Raw genomic sequence first — 21,253 nt, 5'->3', positions numbered from 1 at the left:
CCCCGCCGAGACACTGCCGGGGTGACGGGTCGTCACCCGCGCAGCCTCCTGCAGATCACCGATCTCGACGAAGCCGGCTTCCTCCGGCTCCTCGACGCGGCGGTGCTGCTCAAACTGCAGAAGTCTGCGGGCGTCGAGGTGCCGCTCCTGCAGGGGAAGGACATCGCTCTCGTCTTCGAGAAGAGCTCGACCCGCACCCGCTGCGCCTTCGAGGTCGCCGCCCACGACCAGGGTGCGAGTGTGACGTACCTGGGACCGGAGGGATCGCACATCGGTCGTGAGGAGTCCATCCGGGACACCGCACGGGTCCTGGGCCGGATGTTCGACGGCATCGAGTTCCGCGGCTTCGCGCAGGAGACCGTGGAGGAACTGGCGGACCACGCCGGGGTACCGGTCTGGAACGGTCTCACCGATCAGTGGCACCCGACCCAGGCCCTCGCCGACGTCATGACCATGCGGGAGTTCCACCCAGGTCCGCTCCAGGACATCAGCTTCTGCTTCGTCGGTGACGTGCACAACAACGTGGCCCGGTCGCTGCTGGTGACCGGGGCCCTCCTCGGCATGGACGTGCGCCTCGCCGGGCCGAAGGCGCTCTGGCCGGCGCCGGAGGTGGTGCAGACCGCACACCGACTGGCCGAGGTGAGCGGGGCGAGGATCCTGCTGACCGAGGACGTCACCGCCGCCGTGGAGGGCGCCGCCTTCGTCCACACCGACGTCTGGGTGAGCATGGGCGAGCCGCAGGAGTCCTGGGACGAACGTGTCCCGCTCCTGACCCCGTACCGGGTCACGGCCGACCTCCTCCGCGCGACCGGACGAGCAGACACCCGCTTCATGCACTGCCTGCCCTCCGTGCACGACACCCGCACCGAGCTGGGACGCAGGGTCCAGCAACGGTTCGGACTGGAAGGGGCAGAGGTCAGCGACGAGGTCTTCGAATCGTCGAGTTCCATCGTCTTCGACCAGGCCGAGAACCGGCTGCACACCATCAAGGCGCTCCTCGTCGACGCACTGGGTCAGTGAGGTGCGTCTCGTGGTCGCCGTCGGCGGCAACGCTCTCCTACGTCGCGGTGAGCGACCGGACGCTGCGGTCCAGGAGGCCCACGTGCTGGCCGCCGCAGCGGCGCTGGCTCCGCTGTGCCACGAGCACGAGGTGCTGCTGTGCCACGGGAACGGTCCCCAGGTCGGTCTCCTGGCCCTGGAGAGCGAGGAAGACACCTCGCTCAGCGGGCCCTACCCGCTGGACGCTCTCGTGGCGCAGACCCAGGGGATGATCGGATACTGGTTCGTGCAGGCCCTCGCGAACGCGGGGGTGGTCAAACCGGTCGTCGCCCTCGTCACCCAAACTGTCGTGAACCCGGGGGACCCGGGGTTCTCCCGTCCGACAAAGTTCATCGGTGCCGGCCACCCCGAGGCCCTTGCACGCGAGATGGCAGCGAGGAGGGGGTTTGACATCGCGCAGGACGGGGTCGTCTGGCGACGCGTGGTCGCTTCACCGGAACCCCAGGGGATCGTCGAGATCGACACCATCTCCGGCTTGCTGACCGGTGGCGCCGTGACGATCTGCGCCGGCGGCGGAGGCGCTCCCGTCGTCCGTGGAACCGACGGTCAGGTGCGAGGTGTGGAGGCGGTGGTCGACAAGGACTACGTCGCCGCCTTCCTGGCCCTGGCGGTGAACGCCGACCGGCTGCTGCTGCTGACCGACGTCGCCGCCGTCCAGCGCGACTACGGCACCCCGACCGCCGAACCGATCGACCGTCTCGATGTGAGCGAGGTCGTGGCGCTGCGCCTACCGGCGGGTTCCATGGGGCCCAAGGTCGAAGCGTGCCGGCGCTTCGTCCAGGCCACCGGTCGTCCGGCGTCCATCGGTGCGCTCACCGACGCGGGTGCCGTCCTGTCCGGCGCGGCCGGAACGAAGATCGAGAGGGGCCTGCTGCCCCCGGATGCGGACCACCAGGGCCACCGGTCGGTCGCGAGGGTCCACTGATGGGACAGCATCCGTCGACGCACCAGGTCGTCGTCGGTGTGGACCGACGCGGAGACGCCGACGGCGCCCTGCGGTGGGCCGTCTCCGCGGCGACGACCACCGGGGCGGCCCTGCAGATCGTCCACACCATCGACAGAGGGGGTTCGTCAGGTCCGTTCGCGCACACCGACTGGGGGGTCCTGGCGGCGGCGCAGGCCGTCGTGGCCTCCCGAGCCCCCGATCTCGAGGTGCACTGCCACCTCTCCAGGTCCTCGCCGTGGGCGACCTTGGCCGAAGCAGCGGACGGAGCAGCCGGTCTCGTCCTCGGGGCACGCGGGCGCGACACCTGGCGGAACGACTGGGCTCATCCGGTGGGTCACCTGATCCACTCGACGCCGTGCCCGGTGGTCCTCGTCCCTCGGGACTGGGACGCGGCGACCGGTGATGTCGTCGTCGGGTGCGACGGCACGGCGTCGTCGGAGGAGTCGGTGGGTGTGACGGTCCAGCTGTCCCTCGCCGTGGGTTCGCCGTCGATCGTGCTCCACAGCAGCGGACCTGCACGACACGGTCGACCGGACTCCTTCGACCGGACCCGTCCCTCCTGGCCGGCATCGCGGTGGGGGTGACCGCGCTGCGCCCGATCGCCACGAACAGAGCCCGGCCGCCTCCTGGCGGGCCCGTTCAGGACAGAAGAGCACCCAGGGCGATCCCGCCGACGGCGACGAGCAGCAGCGCAGAAGGCAACCGGTCCGAACGACCGCCGACACGTCGTGTGACGGCGACTCGATGTTCTCGAACACTCACGGAGTACCTCCAGGGTGGTGGGAACCAGCAGTGCACGGCTCGCAACCTGGCCGGCAGCGGAACTCGGCACCCGTTCCAGGACCGGGGTTCGGCAACGTCGGGAGGGCGACGTCCAACCTCAGCGGGCACCGGTGACGAGCCGGCTGCGCAGGTCGAGCGACGGGGGAACGGCGAGCACGGGACGACCCAGCCGGGCCAGCAGGGCCTGCGACCTTGCACCGAGGAGGAGCCCGTCGACGGCCTCGAGACCCTCGACCCGCGCCACGACCAGGTCAGCACGGGCCACCGCGCGCCTCAGCGCCTCGATGTGGTCGTCGTAGAACCGACAGTCGAGGAGATGGCTGTCCCGGTGCAGGGTCTCCAGCCGGCACCACGACGCCCGGCCCCGATCGGCGGGAAGGGTGAGGACGCGGACGGCTCCGCGGAACCGCTGGGCGAGTTCGAGACCCTCGTGCAGGACGGTGTCGTCGAGCGCTTCGCCCGTCAGGGTGACGAGAATCCTCGGGGCGTCGCGTCCGGTGGCGCTCAGGAGGTCGTTCCCAGCGTGCGCGACCAGGACCGGGCAGGCGGCCTGCCCCGTCACCCGACCGGTGACCTTGCCCCAGGCGGGGGCGAACTCGTGCCCCGCTCCCTGGGCCCCGACCGCCAGCAACCGGGCGTCGGCGGCGACCGCGAGGAGAGCGGCGGCGACGGGACCCCGGGCCGTGCGGTGGTGCACCTCGAGGGTCGGGTGACGGGAGAGCACCAAGGCCCGCGCGAGGTCGAGCATTTCGGCGGCCGAGGTCGCGCCGATCCGCTCGTAAGCCCGCGGGGGTGGCGACTGCACGCGGTCGTCCCCGACGACGGACACCCACAACGCCGACCCGGTGGTCCCGGCATCGGCCGCAGCCAGGAACAGGGCCGCGGTGCTGTCGGGGGAGCCGTCGTACCCCACCACCACCGCCCGGTCGTCGATCCGGCCATCGCTCACGGCGTCTCCTCGCCACGTGCTGCCGGATCCGCGTCGCAACGCCGAGATCTCGGACGCACGTGCTGCCAGGGCGGACGACACGACCGCAGACGCTGTCCGTCGACCGCACGAGCTGAGCTCGCGGACGGTGCTCCGCGGCCGTCTCCGGGTGCGGTCGAGAGAACGGCGGGCGGGGAGTTCGATCCGGTCGCCGAGGAGGAACCACACGGTGGCGTGGCCCCGGACGAGAGCCGCTTCACCAGGTGATCCTCCGCCCGCTGATCGCGCGGACGCGGACGGTCAGCAGGAGGGAGCGGTCCTGCTGCACCCAGGGGTGCACAGCGACCGGTTCCGGGGTCGTGCTGGTGCCGGATTCCGCGTGCCGCGCGTCCCCGTGCAGCAGCACGCTCCAGCCGCCGCTCGTGACGTCGTCGAGGCGGTCGACCTCCACGGTCACCCGGCCCTCGGGATCCGTGCGCGCGGCCAGTTGCGAGTCCGGCGAGGTCCGGATCCACAGGGTGCCGTGGTCGACGGCGTAGTTGATCGGAACGACCAGGACGTCCCCGTGGAGGGGGTAAGCGATCCGTCCCACGCCGTGATCGGAGATCAGCTGCCAGCACTCCTCCTCCGGCAGGAGGGCGAGCTGCGAGCCGGGCGAAGGAGTCCCTCGACCCGGTGGCCGGCCCTGGGTGCCGCCGAGGAGGTCCACATCGGTGGTGTGCAGGATCCGGGCCAGGACCCGCAGGGTGGAGAGCGGGGGATGGGACGGGGCGTTCTCCAGGTATTCCAAGTAGGGCAGGGAGATGCCGGCCCGACGTGCGAGGTCGGACCGTTCGAGGCCGAGCGCGGTTCTGCGGGCGGTGATGCGTCGTCCCAGGTCGCCGCAGTCGAGGTGGTAGCGGTCACCCCCGGTCGGGAGACGCGGGTACAGCTGCCCCGAGTTTCCGGTGCCGCGGTTCGATGTGCTCGTCACTCGACCGATCCTCCCCATCGGGCGGTCTGCGACGTAGGGGAGAAAGGCCCCTCGAGTGCGAGATCGGCGATCTCCACCCGGCCGGGCGCATCCCGGATCGGGATCGACGGCCCCCCGGCGGACACAGCGGCGGATACCCGATGATTCTGCTGGTGCGGGCGTGGGCATCGGTAGGGATCACGCACGTCGGCCCGCTGCGACAGCGATCGTGGACCCGGGGTTCCCGCTCACCGTTCGGCGTGTCCGCGACGTCATCACCGACCCGGGTCTCCCCGGACCGGACAAGGACCCCGACAGGGGACCAACTCCCCTACCTCCCTCGGTCCCGTCCCACCAGGCTGGCTGCAACCGGAGGAGAACCCGTGAGCGCCGTCGTGATCTACGAATCGATGTTCGGCAACACCCGACAGATCGCCGACGCCATCGCGGAGGGTCTTGGAGCGGATCATCAGGTCACGGTCCGCAACGTCAACGACGTCTCCCCGGGCTGGTGCGAGGGCAACGAGCTCATGGTCATCGGGGGCCCGACCCACGTCCACGGGATGAGCAGGGTGGCCACCAGGGCTCAGGCCAGGAGCTGGGCCCTGCAACCCGAGCGGAACCTCGCGCTCGAGCCCGGCGCGCCCGGACGGGGGATGCGCGACTGGATCGCTGACCCGACCACGGTGCTCAGCCCCCACTTCGCCGCCTTCGCCTCCCGCGCCGACGGACCGGTCCTCCTCAGCGGCAACGCCGCCGTGCAGCTCGATCGCGCCGCCCGTCGTCGGGGGAGCAGTCGGCTGGCCTGCCCGGAGAGCTTCCGGGTGACGAAGGCGAACACGACCTGCGTCGGTGAGGTCCCGCGTGCCCGGGAGTGGGGACGACGACTGGCTGCGGAAGCGGTGGCGAACGGTGTGGGAAGGCGTGCAGCGCCCTCCCCGGGATCGTGACGACGGGATCGTGACGACGGGGGCGGTGCCGGTGTGGGCCCGCGCCGGGGAGGAGTCGTCTCGAGAAACCGCCGGAACCCGACGTTTCGCGTTCCCCGCCGCCGTCGGGGTGATCGTCCTGAGCATCGGGTACGGCGTCCCGCTCACGGTCGGTCTCCTCACCCCGGAGACGCCCGATTCCCCTATCGCCGAGCCCTGGTTCTCGATGATGGAAGTCTTCATCCTGCTCTCGACGCCGATGATGGTTGGACCGGTTCCCTTCCCTGTGCAGCCGTGCTGAGGAGCTGGCCCGAACGCTCGAAGGGGAGGATCGAGCTGGACCCCTCCGGACAGGGCCTGGTCTCCAGCGGTCCAGCGGGTTCGGTCCATTCCGAGAACTTCGCAGCCGGCGCGGCCGGTGCTGACTTCGTCGAACAGAAGTGTCGATGAGGAGTGAGGACTTGCGACCCTGGCGGCGCGGTGTTCACGGCGGCACAGTCAGGATGAGGCTCGCCACCGCGAGGCTCCTGCATGACGGCAGCGGTCAGCCCGGGTCCCGGTGCCGGTCGACACCGTCACGACGGGAAGTGGGCTGTTCATGCGAGTCATCGCCGTAGGTGTCGACCGTCGAGGTGACGCCGATGAGGCCGTACGGTGGGGTGCGACCCTCGCCGACCGGACGGCCTCGGAACTGCACCTCGTCCACGCCGTGGAGCGCAACGGTTCGCCCGATCCGTGGACGCTCGCCGATCAGAGGGTTCTCGAGCAGGCACAGCAGGTGGCGCAGAGCGTCGGCCCCACGTTGGTGATCCGCCACCAGCTGTCCTGGCAGTCCCTGCAGGAGACGCTGACCAGCGCGACCCGCACCGCCGACGTCCTGGTCGTGGGTGCGCGCCAGGGCGGGCGGACGCTGCGACCCGGTGGCGTGCCGGTGGGAACTCTCATCGCCCGGGCCGCGTCGTGCCCGGTGGTGGTCGTCCCTCGTGGCTGGGCGGCAAGCGTCGCGGGCCACGCTCGCGGGGGAGGCTACGGCGTTGTCGTCTGCGACGACGGCTCGAACCGCTCGACTGCCGTCCTCCAAGCTGCGGTGGGACTCGCGCGGGGCACGGACGCCACGCTGACGGTCGTCCACTGTCCTCCTGGCGTCGGGCCGGCGAGGTCGGACGCGGACCCGCCGGCGTCTGCGCTCCCCGAGGCAGGGGAACCGGTGCGGCGCCTGACCGAGGTCGTGCAGCGCATCCAGGACCGCAACCCGGATCTGCACATCCGCTCCGGGTCCTTTCGCGGGACGAGCCCGTCCACCGACGTCCTCGCGGCGGCAGCGGACGCTGACATCGTGGTGCTCGGTGGGCGCGGTGTGGCCGAGAGCGGTTCCGACCCATTCGGCGACACCATCGACGCCGTCCTGGACGCCGCCGAGCTGCCTGTCATGATCGTCCCCCTGGAGTCCCGTTCCCCGTTCGGCGCCGCCCTGGTGGCCTGAAGCTGATCTCCTCGAGCATCCGCGATCGCCGCAGGACGAATCCCCGTCGTGCCCGGGCGGTTCTGCTTCCTGTGCCCGGACCCGCATTGACACGATCGAACGTGAACGCTGTAGGGAGTTTGACCCGGTTTCCCGGGCAGGGTGATCACGACCTGCTTCTCCGGACTCGCGGATCGGGAGACGGTGACCGCTCGGACACCCGAGAGGATCGCCCGTGGCCAGGGCGTACCCGCCGGCTTCCGTCACCGAGCACTGGCGTTGCTCACCGCCGGCCGCACCGTCAGCGATGTCGCCGGATCCCTCGGCGTCGCCGAGACATGCTGCTCTACCGCTGAGGCGGACAAGATCTCGACGACCGCAGCCAGGTCGATGGCGCGCGAGCCGCCGCGGAAGCTCCGAGCTGGTCAGAGCGACGACGCAGATCCGCGACCTGGAAGGAGAGGTCAGGATCCTTCGCAAGGCTGCCCCTGCCGTGAGGAGGTGGTGCCCCGAGAGTCCGCTCCTGCCTGGTCATGGAACTGCACGCTGACGTCGTCCGCATCGGGCGGTCCTGCCACGCGCGCCGGAGGTCTCGTGCTCGGGCTCTCCGAGTGAGCTTCCCGGGCGCCTTCGGCGCGCGGCATCCGCCACGCTTGGCTGAGTGACCTGATCGGATCGTCCACCAGGCCTCGTGCGGAACGTACGGTTGCCCTCGAGTGCACGAGCACCAGAGAACTTCGGGGCGGGGAGGGTGCTTCCGCACCTGGGAAGGTGCCGTCCACGACCGTTGTGTCGAGGCTGAGACGGGAAGGGGGCAGACATCGAGCGGCCACCCGCTCGCGCATCAGAAGTTGTCGACCAGTTCGTCGTGCACCGCAGTCACCCCGGGGGAAGCCCAGCACGCGTGCGTCGCAGCTCGGCGTTCGGAAGCCGAGCGCACGAATCCTCGCATCGTCACTGTCCCGCCTTCGGTGGTGGAGAGGTTGATCGCTTTGCTGTCGAGTTCTGCCGAGCGCACGAAGGCGGCGTGGATGCGGTCGGCCATGTCGACGGGGGCGGGAACGGCCGTGAGGGTGATCGTGTTCCGCACCCTCTGCACGCCCCGCAGGTGCTCTACGGCGTGCTCGGCAGCCATCCGCTGGAACTGCCAGCCCGTCTCGCCGCTGAGGGTGATCACCCGGTTGTCGACGACCACACGCACCGACTCCGGGACGTTGATGGAGGCCTCCAGCGCAGTCTCCGCTGCCGCGGCCACCTCCGCATCGGTGATCATCCAGGGGCTGCGCACCGTGATCTCCTGGGCGACGGCGCGGACACCGTGAACCCGCATCGCCGCTTTCGCCGCCCGTACCTTCTCGGAGTAGCTGCCCACCTGACCGAGGAGCGTCACGATCCCGCCCGTGACTGCGACAGCGATCTCGGTACTGTCGACATCGGGGACCCAGCTGAGTTCGTCGATGACCGCTTCTTTGAGCTTGCTGTCCGTCGTGGTCTGGAGGTTGGCCATACCTCGATCCTCGTCCCGGTCGACAGTCCGGGACAGGGCAGGAGGTCCCCCACAGGTCAGATGTGACACCAGCATGAGCGACTACCCGTCAGTGCTACCGGCCCCGACGTGCAAACCGAGGTCATCGGGGTGGACGAGAATGTTGGCGGGTCGTTGAAGAAATCGTCGCCGCTCGCGGTGCGTCCACCAGTACCAGGGAACGAGCGGGCGGTCTGCAACCGTCAGGCGGTCTTCAGCGGTCAACGCAACACTCGTGGGACGATCGTGACGCCTCCACGACGGACTCTGACGCAGCCGAATTCCTCACGACGACGTAGGAACAGCAGGCGACTCGACTTCCTCAGTGCTCGTTCCGTGAGACGCAGCAGTTCACAACGCCATCGGAGAGTCTTGCGGAGCTGTTTCACTGACCGCTGGGGACCGCCCTCACGACATCGGCTGTTCGTCCACTTCACGGTGGGCCTGGTGGAGGTGTTTCACGTGGTGTCGTGAGCAGGGCCGACCTCAGACGCCCGCTGTCGAGTCGCCGCTCGATCACCCCGGTGCGACGGTTGACCACCACGAGGTGGGGGCGTAGCTTCGAGCTGCTGGGAAACAGCCGGCCCGGAACGGGAACGCCGCGATGTGCCGCCTTCCGTGAGCAGGAGCTCGAGCCGGGCGCCCTCGGGGATCTGTCGTAGCGGGAGAGCGTTCAATCGCCTCCCGCTCGCCGAGCTGACGCGTTGTCCGCGGTCGACTGGCGATCGTGTCGAACGATGGGCCTTCTGTCGTGGGCCTGCGGGCGCGTTCCGTGCGAAACCCATCGTCGAACGCCCGCCACCACCGTGCCGGGCGGTTCGTCACCCCACTCCTGGAGGTCCCGTGACGGTCGTCGATGCTCCAACGGTCAGGTACAGCAGTGAGGACATCGATCGCGACCTGCGGTGGTGGGGTGCGGCCAACTACCTCACAGCGGCGCAGATCTACCTGCAGGACAACGTCCTCCTCCGCGAACCGCTCACCGTCGCGCACGTCAAACCGCGTCTCCTCGGGCACTGGGGGACCAGCCCCGGTCTCTCGGCCCTCTACGTGCAGGTCAACCGGCTGATCCGTCGAACGGGGACCCCAGTGCTCTACGTCACCGGACCAGGACACGGCGGACCCGCCCTGGTCGCGAACACCTACCTGGAGGGCAGCTACTCGGAGTTCTACCCCGACGTCACGGAGGACACCGCAGGCTTGCGCCGGTTGGCGCGGCAGTTCTCGACACCGGGCGGGATCCCCAGTCACGTCAGTGTCCAGACCCCCGGAAGCATCCACGAGGGCGGCGAACTCGGCTACGCCCTCGCGCACGCGGCCGGGGCGGCCATCGACCACCCGGACCTCCTGGTCTGCTGCGTCGTCGGTGACGGCGAGGCCGAGACCGGGCCACTGGCGGCCTCCTGGAGACTGCCGGCCTTCCTGGACGCGCGGCGCGACGGAGCGGTTCTGCCCGTTCTGCACTTGAACGGGTACAAGATCTCCGGACCCACCGTCATGGGTCGTCAGAGCGACGCCGACGTGTGCTCCTACCTACACTCCCAGGGCTGGGACCCGGTGGTGGTGAGCGGCCACGAACCCGCGGCGGTCTTCGCCGACCTCGAGGCGGCGTTGGCCGGAGCTCACGACCGGATCCGCGCCGTCCAGGACGCAGCACGGGCCGGTTCCGGCAGCGGGTTCTCCAGTGTCGGCGCTCAGGTGCGGTGGCCCGCGATCGTCCTGCGCACCCCCAAGGGGTGGACCGGACCGGCCGTCGTGGACGGCGTGCCGATCGAGGGGACCCAGCGCGCCCACCAGGTGCCGTTGGCCGGTGTCCGGGAGAACCCGGCGCACCTCGCGCTCCTGGAGGAGTGGTTGCGGTCCTACCGGCCGGAGGAACTGTTCGACGGTGACGGTCGTCTGGCGCCCGACGTCAAGGCGCTGGCCCCGGAGGGTGATCTCCGACCCGGCGCCTCGCCCTACGCCAACGGTGGTCGCCTCCGGCGCCCGCTGGACCTGCCCGACCTGCGCGACTACGCCGTCGAGGTGCAGCGCCCGGGTGCGGCGTTCGCCCCGACGACCCACCCCCTCGGTGAGCTCTTCCGCGACGTTTACCGGCGGACCACGACACCCGACGGCGGCGGGACGTTCCGGCTGTTCTGCCCGGACGAGACCGCGTCGAACAAGCTGGATGCGGTCTTCGAGGCCACGGACCGCTGCTTCGCGGCGGCCGAGCCGGGGGAGGACGGCATCAGCCCGCACGGACGGGTCATGGAGGTCCTCTCGGAGCACCTGTGCGAAGGGTGGTTGGAGGGCTACGTCCTCAGCGGCCGGCACGGGTTCTTCGCGACCTACGAGGCGTTCGCCATGGTGAGTGCGTCCATGCTCGTCCAGCACGTGAAGTGGTTGCAACACAGCGTCGACGTGCCCTGGCGCGAACCGGTCTCCTCACTGAACGTGCTGCTGACCAGCACCTGCTGGCGCAACGACCACAACGGGTTCAGCCACCAGGGTCCAGGGCTCATCGACACCGTCCTGCCGCTGGCTCCGGGAGTCGCGCGGGTCTACCTGCCGCCGGACGCGAACTGCCTGCTCTCCATCGCGCGGCACTGCCTGCTCAGTACCGACCACGTGAACCTCGTCGTGGCCGACAAGCAGCCGCACCTGCAGTACCTCACCCTCGCCGAGGCCGAGGATCACTGCGCCGCCGGAGCGTCGGCGTGGACGTGGGCCGGCAACGACCCGGACGGTGCAGCCGCGGACGGTGAGGTCGACATGGTCCTGGCGTGCGCGGGTGACGTCCCGACCCAGGAGGCCCTGGCCGCGGCCGAGATCCTGCGCGATCGTGCCCCCAGCCTGCGGGTGCGCTTCGTCAACGTCGTGGACCTCATGGCCCTGCTGCCCCGGCAGGAGCACCCGCACGGCCTCGACGAGGAGCACTTCCGCGCCCTCTTCGGCGACCGCACCGAAGTGGTCATGGCCTTCCACGGCTACCCCCGCGCGGTTCACCAGCTGCTGCACGGGCGTCCCGCACCGCAGCGGTTCCACGTGCGGGGTTTCGAACAGCAGGGGACCACGACGACGCCGTTCGACATGGTGGTCCTGAACCGGATGAGCCGGTTTCACCTGGTCCTCGCCGTCCTGGAACGCGTGGGGAACCTGCTCCCCGGCGGAGCGGAGCTCGCGGACTTCTGCGAGCAGCGGCTGCGGGACCACCACAGCTACGTCCGTGAGCACTTCGAGGACCTTCCCGAGATCCGCGACTGGACCTGGGACGCGTCGAGGGAAGGACGGGGCTGAGCACGCCCGTCGGTGGGCTGGGACGGTGACCACGGTGACGGCGGGACCTGGTCGCCTCACGTCCTCCGTGGTCACCGACCACCAGTGGTGCGACCTCGGTCACCGGGGGACGTTCTCCTCTGGGGGCGGCGCCCCGGCCGGGCGACTCTTGGTCCATGACGAAGCCCGCAACGGCCGCGCTGGACGAATCGATGGACGATCTCTTCGCCACCTACTCCATGACCACCCGCGCACCCAAGACCCGCTTCCCGCAGGAAGAGCACGAGCCCCGGCAGATCTACCAGCTCGTCCGCGACGAGCTGATGCTCGACGGCGTGGCGCGGATGAACCTCGCCACGTTCTGCACGACCTGGGTCGAACCCGAGGTGCGCCAGCTCATGGCCGACTCCCTCGACAAGAACATCGTCGACAAGGACGAGTACCCGCAGACCGCCGAACTCGAGACGCGCTGCATCCACATGCTCGCCGACCTCTTCCACTCTCCCGAGGCGGCGACCACGCTCGGTACCTCGACGACGGGATCGAGTGAAGCGGCCATGCTCGGCGGCCTCGCGGCCAAGTGGCGCTGGAAGGCCCGCAGGACCGCCGAGGGCAGGTCGACCGCGTTGCCCAACATCGTCTGCGGCCCGGTCCAGGTCTGCTGGGAGAAGTTCGCCCGTTACTTCGACGTCGAGATCCGCCAGGCGCCGATGGACGGGAACCACGTCCTCACGGTGGAACAGGTCCTCGACCGGGTCGACGAGAACACCATCGCAGTCGTCGTCACCTTCGGTCAGACGTTCACCGGGAAGTTCGAGGACGTAGCGGGGATCAGCGCGGCCCTCGACGACCTCGAGGCGCGTACGGGTCAGAGCATCGAGATCCACGTCGACGCGGCCAGCGGCGGGTTCGTCGCCCCGTTCTGCGCACCCGACATCCTCTGGGACTTCAGGCTTCCGCGCGTCAAATCGATCAACGTCTCCGGCCACAAGACCGGCCTCGCGCCCCTGGGCAGCGGCTGGGTCATCTGGCGGACGACGAGCGACCTCCCCGAAGAGCTGATCTTCAACGTCAACTACCTCGGTGGCCAGATGCCGACCTTCAACCTCAACTTCTCCCGTCCCGGTGGGCAGGTCGTCGCCTCGTACTACAACTTCCTGCGCCTCGGGCGCGACGGCTACCGCAAGGTGCAGTCCGCCACCTACCTCGTCGCCCAGCACATCGCCGCAGGTCTGGACGCGACGGGCCGGTTCGACATCGTCTTCGACGGCGACCCCCGCAGAGGCATCCCCGCCGTGGCCTGGACCCTCCGCGACAGCGGCGACAGCGCCTGGAACCTCTTCGACCTCGCCGACGAACTTCGTGCTCGCGGCTGGCTGGTGCCCGCCTACACGCTCCCGGCCGACCAGCAGGAGACGATCCTGCAACGCGTCATCGTGCGCCACGGCTTGAGCCTCGACATGGCCGACCTCGTGCTGGCCGACCTCGAGAAGGCCGTCCGGAAGCTGGATCTCCGGCCACCGTCGCGTCCTCTCGCCTCCCACGAGGGCACGTCCTTCAACCACTCCGCCACGGCCGTCGTCGCGACCGAGAAGGTCGTCTCGTGAGTCCGCGATCCGACACCCGCCCGCCGGCGGCGTCCGCGGACGAGCAGCCCGGGCGCACCCCTTCGGCGACGAGCATCGCCACCATGTCCGTTCCGACGGTGGGTTTCCTGACCGCCGCAGCCGTCGTGACGAGCCTCCGGGGGCTCCCGGTCATGGCCGCCGAGGAATGGACGATGTTCGTCTACATCGGCTTCGCCGTGATCCTGTTCCTCATCCCGGCGGCCCTCGTGTCCGCAGAACTCGGGAGTGCGTTCTCCAACCGCAGAGGAGGTGTCTACACCTGGATCGGTGAGGCCTTCGGTCAGCGGTGGGGCTTCGTCGGCGTCTGGCTCCAGTGGATCCAGAACGTCGTCTGGTACCCCACCGGGCTCGCCTTCGCCGCGGCTGCAGCCGCCTACGCGCTGAACGCCGCCGGGCTCGCCGAGACGCACGTCTACGTCGGCGTCTTCTGCATCGTCAGCTACTGGTTGGCCACGCTGCTGGCGCTGAAGGGCAACGCCCTCCTGGCCAAGGTCGCGAAGTACGGTTTCGTCGTCGGCACCATCGTGCCGGGCGCCGTCCTCGTCGTGCTGTTCGTCTACTGGGTCGCGACGGGTCACACCCTCGGCTGGAACGCCACGACGAACAGCGCCGTGACCCACGTGGTCGACGGGTCGAGCGTGCCGCGGATCCTGCCGGCCCTCGCCGGGTTCGGTTCCCTCGCGTTCCTCGGCAACATCATGCTGCTGTTCGCCGGTGTCGAGGCGCAGGCCGTGCACGTCGGCGACATGAAGAACCCGAAGCGTGGCTTCCCGGCTGCCATGCTGATCGCGTCGCTCGTCTCCGTCGCCGTCTTCCTGCTCGGCTCCATCGCCGTCGCCGGTCTCGTCCCCTACGACGACATCGTCCTGCAGACCGGTGTCTTCGACGCCCTCGGCGTCGTCCTGGTCGGACTCTGGCACGCCAACTGGATCGTCCAGATCCTGTCCGTGCTGGTCTGCTACGGAGCGCTCAGTGGCGCACTGGCCTGGATCTCCGCACCGAGCAGGGCTCTTCTGGCGACAGCTCACGACGGTCTCCTCCCCCCGCTGATGCAGAAGACCAACGAGCAGGGTGTCCCTCGCAATATCCTGCTGATCCAAGCGGTCATCGTCACCGCCGTCTCCTCGATCTACCTGGTCACCAGCGACGTCAGCGCGGCGTTCTTCCTCATCTCGACGGTCACGATCAGCCTGTACATCGTCATGTACCTCTTCATGTACGCGGCGGCGATCAGACTCCGCTACACCCAGCCCCACCTTCCCCGGGCGTTCCGGATTCCTGGTGGCACGGTCGGCATGTGGCTCGTCGCCGGCGTCGGCTTCCTGGCCGTCGCGTTCTCCCTCCTGGTCGCGTTCTTCCCGCCCACCCAGCTCCCGGTGGGCAACCCGGTCGGCTACGTGTCGCTGGTCGCAGCCGGCCTGATCCTCTTCGTCGGCGCGGCTCTGCTCGTCTTCCGCGTCCGCAAGCCCTCGTGGAAGGAGGTGCCGCTGGGACACGAGCGTCATGAGGTGAGTTTCACCGGACCCGCTGCGCCGTCCGCTCCCACCGATGAGAAGACCTCGTGACCGGCGCCGCCACCGGCCGACGGAGGACCACAGGCGGAGTTTTCCAGCGAGAACGGGACGCGGTGTGGTCAAGACGTGAAACGGCAGGATCCGCAGCGGGCCGTTCAGTTCTCGGCTCGAGGTGGCTGGCCTCGCCGGTGATGCCCCGCCGCAACGAAGACGACCGCGGATGGCTGCGACAGCCTCGCCGTTTCGACGTGAGGGTGTGCATCTGGTTCGTGGGACGACCACCCGTGAGCCTCGGTGTCGTGCAGCAGGAGTTCTCGACGCCGACTGCCGCGCCCGTGGCCACGACGTCCGTCACCGCCTCGTCCTGACGGGACCTCCTGCCCTGTCGGGCTGACCTGTCGGCACCCAGGATCACGGGTATGACGAACCTCCGGACCACGACGGACAGCAAGCTCAAGGACGCCGTCGTCGAGGAACTCAGCTGGGTTCCCGACGTCGACAGCACGAAGATCGGGGTCGCGGTCTCGGACGGGACCGTGACCCTGCTCGGAGAGGTGACCAGCTACTCCGAGAAGGTCCGAGCGGCCAAGGCGGTGATGAGGGTCCACGGGGTGCGCGCCGTCGCCCAGGAGATCACCGTGAAGAGCCCCTGGACGTTGACGGACGCGGACATCGCCGCGAAGGCACAGGCGGCCCTCGCGGCGTCCGGCAACGTCCCGGAGACCGTGCACGTCGTCGTGGACAACCGGATCCTCACCCTGAGCGGCGAGACCCGGTGGCAGTTCCAGCGCCTGGCCGCGGAGCACGCGGTGGAACACCTGCGGGGTGTCCTTGGGGTCCACAACACGACGACCATCAAGACCGGTCCGGCGCCTGCCGACATGGCGAACCGCATCCACGCCGCTTTCGTCCGCTCCGCCGATCTCGACAGCAAGGCGATCAACCTCACCACCGACGCGGAGGGAACGGTCACCCTGCGGGGTTTCGTGCACTCCGCCGCCGAACGCCGCACCGCAGCACACGCCTGCTGGGCTGCCCCCGGGGTGACCGCCGTGCACGACGAACTCGTCGTCAGCCTCTGATGCAGTCGAAGCGGCAGAACGTCGTCAGGAACCCGACGACGAGGAACCGCAACTCCGGCGGCGGGCTCCGCAGCATCGCGGAGACCGTCGAGGCCCACGAACAGGTGACCGCCGTGCGCAGTGCCCTCGTCCAGCCCTACTTCCCCTTCGGTCCCGAGCAGACCTCGCTGGGCGCTCACACTACCTACGCCGAGGCACGGACGCTGGTCGACGAACTGGCCCGGCGGGACTTCGAGGTGGAGCGGACGCAGATCGTCGGAACCGACCTGCGGATGGTGGAACAGATCACCGGTCGGATGGACTGGCCGCGCGCCGTCGCCTCCGGGGCGATCTCCGGGGCGTGGTTCGGCCTCTTCGTCGGGGTGCTCCTCGTCTTCCTGAGCGGGGAGGACGTGCTGCGCTCGATGCTGTTCGGCGTCGCCTGGGGTGTGGTGTTCGGCATCGTCCTCTCCTGCGTCCGCTACGGGATGACCCGTGGCCGGCGAGATTTCCGATCCCGCAGCACGATCGAACCCACGAGGTTCGAGGTACTGGTCGACAGCGCCTACCTGGCGCGCGCGCTGGACGTCCTCGCGCACTGACAACCACCTGCCAAACCCCAGTTCCACCGTAGAGAGGTCGACTCCGTGAAGGCAGCAGTCATCACCGTGTTCGGGCAGCAGCTCGAGATCGTCCAGCGCCCCATCCCCCAGCCGGGACCGCACCAGGTCCTCATCCGACTGGAGGCGTGCGGGCTGTGTCACACCGACATCCACGTCGCACAGGGGGACTGGCCGGTCAAGCCGGTACTCCCGGTGATCCCGGGTCACGAGGGCATCGGGATCGTGGAGGAGCTGGGTGACCAGGTCAGCGACCGGACGGTCGGTGAACGGGTCGCCATCGCCTGGCTCGGTTCTGCTTGCGGCCGGTGCCGGTACTGCGTGGACGGTCGGGAGACCCTCTGCCCGGCGCAGCAGAACAGCGGTTACTCCGTGGACGGTGCCGTCGCCGAGTACGCCGTGGCGAACTCGAGCTACGTCGTCCCCGTCCCCGACGGGATCAGTTCCCTCGACGCCGCGCCGCTCAGCTGCGCCGGCCTGACGACCTACAAGGCGCTGAAGGTGGCCGGCGTCGTTCCCACCGAGAACGTCGGGGTCTTCGGCATCGGTGGCCTCGGCCACCTCGCCGTCCAGTACGCGCGCATCCTGGGGGGCACCGTCGTCGCCGTCGACATCGAGGAGGCCAAGCTCGACCTCGCGCAGGAGCTCGGCGCCCGCCACGTCGTGAACGCGGCGGTCGTGGACCCGGTCGCGGCGATCACCGCGCTCGGGGGCCTGGACGTGGCCGTCGTCCTCGCCGCCTCACCCCGCGTCTTCGAGCAGGCCTTCGCCTCCCTCCGCCCCGGAGGCCGGCTGGTGTGCGTCGCGCTGCCGGGGAAGGAGAGGATGGCCATCCCGATCTTCGAGACCGTCCTCAAGGGCATCACCGTGGTGGGATCCATCGTCGGCACGCGGCAGGACCTCAGCGAGGTCTTCGCGCTGCACGCGGGCGGGAGGACGAGGGTGATCGCGCAGACCCGTCGTCTGGAGGACCTCAACGCAGCCATGGCCGACGTGCTGTCCGGTCGAGTCCCCGCCCGACTGGTCGTGGAGTTCGAGGGGGCGGCGTGGCCGGTCCCGCGAGCCCACACCGTCGTCGCCGACGTCACCTCCTGAGGCGACGGTGGACGGCGACGGTACGACTCCGGACTCCGCGGTCGGGGTCATGTCGCCCGTGGTCGTGGTGGTGCGCGACACGGTCCGCGACCTGACCGCGGTCCTCTGGGCGGCGCGCTACGCGGAGGCCACCACCGGTCGGCTGCACGTCCTGCTCCTCGAGCCCGCCGGGGAACCACCGACCCCGGGGATCGGACCCGGCCGCGTCGACATGACGGGTCTGCAGGCCTCGGTGGAGCGGAGCCACCCCTCGGTCCGGCTCACCTGGGACCTCACCTGGCGCTCCCCGGCCCGCGGTGAGGTCGGCATGCCGGGATCCGGCGGCCTCCTGGTGTCTAGCCGTTGGAGCGATGGCCTGCCCTTCCAGGCCCCTTCCGCCGGGTGCACCGTCGTCGTCGTCCCCGAGCACCTCTGTGGGGGCGCAGCCGGCGTGGTCGCGGTGCTCGACCCCGACAACGACGACGATGCCGACGCCGACGGCGATCACGTCGTCGCCGCAGCCCGGGAGTTCGCCAGGGTCCGGGAGACCACACTGCTGGTCGTGGCCCCGTCCGAGGCGACGAGGGCATCCCGGCACGCCGAACTCCTTGTCATCGGGGAGGGGCGGCTCGACTTACCCGGCATCGCGTTCTCCGCGCTGTCCTGGCCGACGCGGCGGGCGGTCGCGGTCGTCCCCTCCGAGGTCCGTGTCCGCGGTCCGCACCCACCGCAGCGCGCGACGGCCCGCGCCGTGACACCGTTCGTCCCTGCCCCGATCGGTCCGTGACCTCGACAGGCAAGGCGCCAGTGGGAACTGGTGCTCTCCGCCCACCACCGGCCCGGCCCGGGCGCCGACTGCTCCATCCACCGATGTGGTTGCGCGTCGCCGTCCCTGCGGTCCTCGCCGTCGTCCTGGTGTGGCGGGTGGTCGTGCCGCAGTACGCCGCGGCGGTGGACGCCCTGCGATCCTTGGAACGGGTGTCGCTGGTGCTCGCGGGGTCCGCGGTCGTCCTGGAGGTCGCGTCACTGCTCGCGAACACCCTCGTGACCACGACCGTCCTGGGTCGGCGCAGCCCGCGCTACTCGACGCTGCTGCGGATCGACCTGACCAACCTCGGGGTCAGCCACGTCGCGCCCGGGGGAGCTCTGGTGGCCGCGGCCGTCCGCTTCCGGTTGCTGGTCCGTGCGGGAGTTTCCCGGCAGGAGGCACTCACCGCCGCGGCGATCCAGGCCACGGGGTCGAACGTGGTGCTCGGGGCGGTCTTCGCCGTCGGTCTCGTCCTGTCCCTGGCCACCGTCGGGGGAAACGCGTCGTACAGCTCCGCAGCCGGTGTCGTCGTCGTCCTGGTGGTGGCGACCTCCACGGCCGTCTGGCTCATCGCCGGCCACACCGAGCGTGCTGTCACCATCGTCAGAGCGGTCGTCGCTCACGTGGGACTCGTCGATGCGCGGGTCGCCGAGTCCTTCCTCCGCACGATCGCCGCCCGCCTCGAGGAGTTCTCCTCTCATCCCCGGCGTGCGATCACCGCGATCTCCTGGGCCCTGCTGAACTGGTTGCTGGATGCCGCCGCCCTCTGGGTGGTCCTCTGCGCCTTCGGGTTCCGGCTGGGGATCCCCGCGCTGCTGACCGTCTACGGCCTGGGTGGCATCCTGGCGTTGCTGCCGGTGACCCCCGGTGGACTCGGCATCGTGGAGAGCGTCATGGTCCCTGCGTTCGGTGCCCTGGGCGTTCCGCTGGACACCGCCCTGCTGGGCGTCGTCAGCTGGCGGTTGCTCGAGTTCTGGATCCCGATCCCGGTGGCCGTGCTCGCCTGGTCCTCACTCCGGCTCGGCACGTTGAGGCACACGCGGGTGGGGACGATCGGGGCCTCCGCCCCTGGTGAGCACCCGCGGAGGCAGGAACACTTCCACCATGGATGAGAACTCGAGCACAGCCCGGCGTGTCCTGGATCCCGGTGTGGACCACCTCGACGAGGGCGAGTGCTGGAGGTACTTGAGCGTCGCGTCCTTCGGACGTCTCGCCGTGGTGGACGACGACGGAAGGGTCGACATCTTCCCGGTCAACCACGCGGTTGACCACGCAGATGACCACGACAGTCTGGTCCTCCGGACGGCTGACGGGGCAAAGCTCCGGGCCTTGGCCTCCGGCCGCGAGATCGCGTACGAGGTCGACGGCGTCACGGGGTCGCGGTCGTGGCCCCGGACGGCGTGGAGCGTCGTGCTGCGGGGACGAGCCGAGACGATTACGGACCTAGCCGGGTTGGCGGTTCTCCGCTCCGTGGCCGTCGCTCCGTGGCAGGGCGGATCGAAGTCGAACGTCGTTCGGCTGAGCGGGTCCGTCTCCGGCCGGCGGTTCGCGGTCACCGGCTCGGGTTGGTGGTCGTAGCGTTCCTCCAGATCAGGGGACTTCCTCCTCTGACAGGACGTGGTCGCCCCGCAGACGATGTCCGTATGACGACCTACGGGGACACCACCGACGGGGAACTCAAGGCGTCCGTGGTCCAGGAGTTCGTCCGGGCTCCCGATGTGGACTCCACCGTCCTCGGCGTGACCGTCGTGGACGGGGTGGCGACGATCTTCGGGGAGGTCGGGAGCCATGCGGAGAAGGTGGCGGCCACGGAGGCCGTGCTCCGGGTCGAGGGGGTGCGAGCCCTCGCCCAGGAGGTCCAGATCAGGACGGCGTGGTCCCAGGTCACCGACGCCGACATCGCCCGTGACGCGGAATCCGCGCTGGAACAGGACGAGAACCTGCCGGACACGATCGACCTGGTCGTCGACCACCGAGTGGTGACGCTGCACGGAACGGTTCGGGCGGCGTTCGAACGTGATGCCGCAGAACGCACGGTCTTCCGCGTGAGGGGTGTCCAGGGAGTCATCGACCGAACCGTGCTGGACCGCGCCGCCACTCACGAGGCGCCGCTCGACCTGGTCCAGCCGCACGTGCGACCCCTGTCGACGTGAGGGCGGGTACCGATCCTCGAGGTTGACGCGCGGGGTGCCCGGGCCTAGCGTCAACGGCGCTGGGTCACAGCCAGTTCGGAACGGGATCGCCGCTCACGCCGCCCCCCGGGAGCACGCTGCTCACCGCCGGACATCTCGGTGGGTTTTCCTCCTGTCTGGACCGCTGTTGTCTGTTCTCGTCTCGTTCTCCGTACCGTTCTCCTTCCTCGTCCTGACGCTGTTCCTCGCCGCAGCGACCTTGGTCGTGGCGAAGCGCGACGACGTCGGCCGCCAGCACCTGCGATGCTCCGGCCACCCACTCGCCCTCCGCCTCATCACGGTCGACGGCGCTCCCGCTGCGCGCGAGAACGTCTCGGGTCTCTCCCTGCGGCCCTTGCGCTGTTTGCCCGGGGGCGATCGGGGAAGTCTGGGGTGGACGAGTCTGTTCGGATCGACGAGGCAGAACCTCACGGGTCGCCCGAGCGAACCTGGAACCCCTGGACGTAGCTCCGACGGGACACGTCGAAGCAGTCTGGCCGGTTCTGCGATCGCAACGGAGTTCACCGCTCTCCCC

19 protein-coding genes are annotated in these 21,253 nt (G+C 69.8%); 16 read left to right on the top strand and 3 right to left on the bottom strand.

The annotated features are described in order from the left end of the window. The first annotated feature begins 21 nt into the window (after nt 1–21). Genes argF through SJY07_RS00615 form a run of 3 tightly spaced genes read left to right on the top strand, consistent with a single transcriptional unit; the run spans nt 22 to nt 2,589 of the window. Nucleotides 22–1,020, top strand: a complete 999-nt coding sequence (argF, locus tag SJY07_RS00625; RefSeq protein WP_380156279.1) for an ornithine carbamoyltransferase — start codon at nt 22–24, stop codon at nt 1,018–1,020. A gap of 10 nt (nt 1,021–1,030) precedes the next feature. Beyond that, nucleotides 1,031–1,984 (top strand): carbamate kinase, encoded by a 954-nt coding sequence (locus SJY07_RS00620; protein ID WP_380156278.1) that lies wholly within the window; start codon nt 1,031–1,033, stop codon nt 1,982–1,984. After that, nucleotides 1,984–2,589, top strand: a complete 606-nt coding sequence (locus SJY07_RS00615) for a universal stress protein (RefSeq protein WP_380156276.1) — start codon at nt 1,984–1,986, stop codon at nt 2,587–2,589. Before SJY07_RS00620 ends, SJY07_RS00615 begins: the two co-directional genes overlap by 1 nt. Nucleotides 2,590–2,885: 296 nt before the next feature. On the opposite strand, the gene SJY07_RS00610 is transcribed toward SJY07_RS00615, so the two are convergent. Both SJY07_RS00610 and SJY07_RS00605 read right to left on the bottom strand, forming a co-directional pair. Then, complete coding sequence (locus SJY07_RS00610) at nt 2,886–3,737, bottom strand: universal stress protein (protein WP_380156274.1); 852 nt, start codon at nt 3,735–3,737, stop codon at nt 2,886–2,888. A gap of 235 nt (nt 3,738–3,972) precedes the next feature. Then, nucleotides 3,973–4,689 (bottom strand): helix-turn-helix domain-containing protein, encoded by a 717-nt coding sequence (locus SJY07_RS00605; protein WP_380156273.1) that lies wholly within the window; start codon nt 4,687–4,689, stop codon nt 3,973–3,975. Nucleotides 4,690–5,051: 362 nt separating this feature from the next. On the opposite strand from SJY07_RS00605, the gene SJY07_RS00600 reads away from it, so the two are divergent. From SJY07_RS00600 to SJY07_RS00590, 3 genes are all read left to right on the top strand, one after another. Then, nucleotides 5,052–5,618 (top strand): flavodoxin domain-containing protein, encoded by a 567-nt coding sequence (locus SJY07_RS00600; RefSeq protein ID WP_380156271.1) that lies wholly within the window; start codon nt 5,052–5,054, stop codon nt 5,616–5,618. A 10-nt stretch (nt 5,619–5,628) separates the two neighbouring features. Continuing rightward, a complete protein-coding gene (locus SJY07_RS00595) occupies nt 5,629–5,898 on the top strand; it encodes a hypothetical protein (RefSeq protein WP_380156269.1) in 270 nt (89 codons plus the stop codon). 297 nt (nt 5,899–6,195) lie between these two features. Further along, nucleotides 6,196–7,080, top strand: coding sequence for a universal stress protein (locus SJY07_RS00590; RefSeq protein WP_380156267.1), 885 nt, complete (start codon nt 6,196–6,198; stop codon nt 7,078–7,080). Nucleotides 7,081–7,903: 823 nt separating this feature from the next. Here the strand turns inward: SJY07_RS00590 and SJY07_RS00585 are convergent. Next, the gene (locus SJY07_RS00585) at nt 7,904–8,566 is read right to left on the bottom strand and encodes a BON domain-containing protein (RefSeq protein WP_380156265.1); all 663 of its coding nucleotides are present in this window, start codon (nt 8,564–8,566) and stop codon (nt 7,904–7,906) included. 861 nt (nt 8,567–9,427) lie between these two features. Between SJY07_RS00585 and SJY07_RS00580 the strand changes: the two genes are divergently transcribed. The 10 genes from SJY07_RS00580 to SJY07_RS00535 all read left to right on the top strand — a co-directional run bounded on the left by SJY07_RS00580 (nt 9,428) and on the right by SJY07_RS00535 (nt 20,700). Beyond that, nucleotides 9,428–11,863, top strand: a complete 2,436-nt coding sequence (locus SJY07_RS00580) for a phosphoketolase (protein ID WP_380156263.1) — start codon at nt 9,428–9,430, stop codon at nt 11,861–11,863. A 155-nt stretch (nt 11,864–12,018) separates the two neighbouring features. Continuing rightward, nucleotides 12,019–13,449 carry a glutamate decarboxylase gene (locus tag SJY07_RS00575; RefSeq protein ID WP_380156261.1) on the top strand — a complete coding sequence of 477 codons (1,431 nt, stop codon included), beginning with the start codon at nt 12,019–12,021 and terminating at the stop codon, nt 13,447–13,449. Beyond that, nucleotides 13,446–15,035, top strand: a complete 1,590-nt coding sequence (locus SJY07_RS00570) for an amino acid permease (protein ID WP_380156259.1) — start codon at nt 13,446–13,448, stop codon at nt 15,033–15,035. The genes SJY07_RS00575 and SJY07_RS00570 overlap by 4 nt, the downstream gene beginning before the upstream one ends. A gap of 368 nt (nt 15,036–15,403) precedes the next feature. Continuing rightward, a complete protein-coding gene (locus SJY07_RS00565) occupies nt 15,404–16,066 on the top strand; it encodes a BON domain-containing protein (RefSeq protein WP_380156257.1) in 663 nt (220 codons plus the stop codon). Continuing rightward, a complete protein-coding gene (locus SJY07_RS00560; protein WP_380156255.1) occupies nt 16,066–16,647 on the top strand; it encodes a general stress protein in 582 nt (193 codons plus the stop codon). Before SJY07_RS00565 ends, SJY07_RS00560 begins: the two co-directional genes overlap by 1 nt. Before the next feature lie 45 nt (nt 16,648–16,692). Next, complete coding sequence (adhP, locus tag SJY07_RS00555) at nt 16,693–17,760, top strand: alcohol dehydrogenase AdhP (protein ID WP_380156253.1); 1,068 nt, start codon at nt 16,693–16,695, stop codon at nt 17,758–17,760. Nucleotides 17,761–17,767: 7 nt separating this feature from the next. Then, a complete protein-coding gene (locus SJY07_RS00550; protein ID WP_380156251.1) occupies nt 17,768–18,526 on the top strand; it encodes a hypothetical protein in 759 nt (252 codons plus the stop codon). A gap of 83 nt (nt 18,527–18,609) precedes the next feature. After that, on the top strand, nt 18,610–19,659 hold the full coding sequence (locus tag SJY07_RS00545; RefSeq protein WP_380156249.1) for a YbhN family protein: 1,050 nt from the start codon (nt 18,610–18,612) through the stop codon (nt 19,657–19,659). Beyond that, nucleotides 19,652–20,125 carry a pyridoxamine 5'-phosphate oxidase family protein gene (locus SJY07_RS00540; RefSeq protein ID WP_380156247.1) on the top strand — a complete coding sequence of 158 codons (474 nt, stop codon included), beginning with the start codon at nt 19,652–19,654 and terminating at the stop codon, nt 20,123–20,125. Before SJY07_RS00545 ends, SJY07_RS00540 begins: the two co-directional genes overlap by 8 nt. 65 nt (nt 20,126–20,190) lie before the next feature. Next, nucleotides 20,191–20,700: a BON domain-containing protein gene (locus SJY07_RS00535; protein ID WP_380156245.1), complete on the top strand. Its 510-nt coding sequence runs from the start codon at nt 20,191–20,193 to the stop codon at nt 20,698–20,700. The last annotated feature ends 553 nt before the right edge of the window (nt 20,701–21,253 follow it).

This window comes from Kineococcus sp. R86509 (assembly GCF_042466365.1).
Taxonomy (GTDB): domain Bacteria; phylum Actinomycetota; class Actinomycetes; order Actinomycetales; family Kineococcaceae; genus Kineococcus.
The sequence above is the reverse complement of the archived record's forward strand: the minus strand, read 5'-3'. Positions and strand labels throughout refer to the sequence as shown.

Excerpts from the sequence above, each read along its gene's own strand:
- SJY07_RS00565 (WP_380156257.1), top strand. The coding sequence starts at position 15,404 with ATGACGAACCTCCGGACCACGACGGACAGCAAGCTCAAGGACGCCGTC.
- SJY07_RS00540 (WP_380156247.1), top strand. The coding sequence starts at position 19,652 with ATGGATGAGAACTCGAGCACAGCCCGGCGTGTCCTGGATCCCGGTGTG.
- SJY07_RS00585 (WP_380156265.1), bottom strand. The coding sequence starts at position 8,566 with ATGGCCAACCTCCAGACCACGACGGACAGCAAGCTCAAAGAAGCGGTC.
- SJY07_RS00575 (WP_380156261.1), top strand. The coding sequence starts at position 12,019 with ATGACGAAGCCCGCAACGGCCGCGCTGGACGAATCGATGGACGATCTC.
- SJY07_RS00535 (WP_380156245.1), top strand. The coding sequence starts at position 20,191 with ATGACGACCTACGGGGACACCACCGACGGGGAACTCAAGGCGTCCGTG.
- SJY07_RS00615 (WP_380156276.1), top strand. The coding sequence starts at position 1,984 with ATGGGACAGCATCCGTCGACGCACCAGGTCGTCGTCGGTGTGGACCGA.
- SJY07_RS00545 (WP_380156249.1), top strand. The coding sequence starts at position 18,610 with ATGTGGTTGCGCGTCGCCGTCCCTGCGGTCCTCGCCGTCGTCCTGGTG.
- SJY07_RS00560 (WP_380156255.1), top strand. The coding sequence starts at position 16,066 with ATGCAGTCGAAGCGGCAGAACGTCGTCAGGAACCCGACGACGAGGAAC.
- SJY07_RS00590 (WP_380156267.1), top strand. The coding sequence starts at position 6,196 with ATGCGAGTCATCGCCGTAGGTGTCGACCGTCGAGGTGACGCCGATGAG.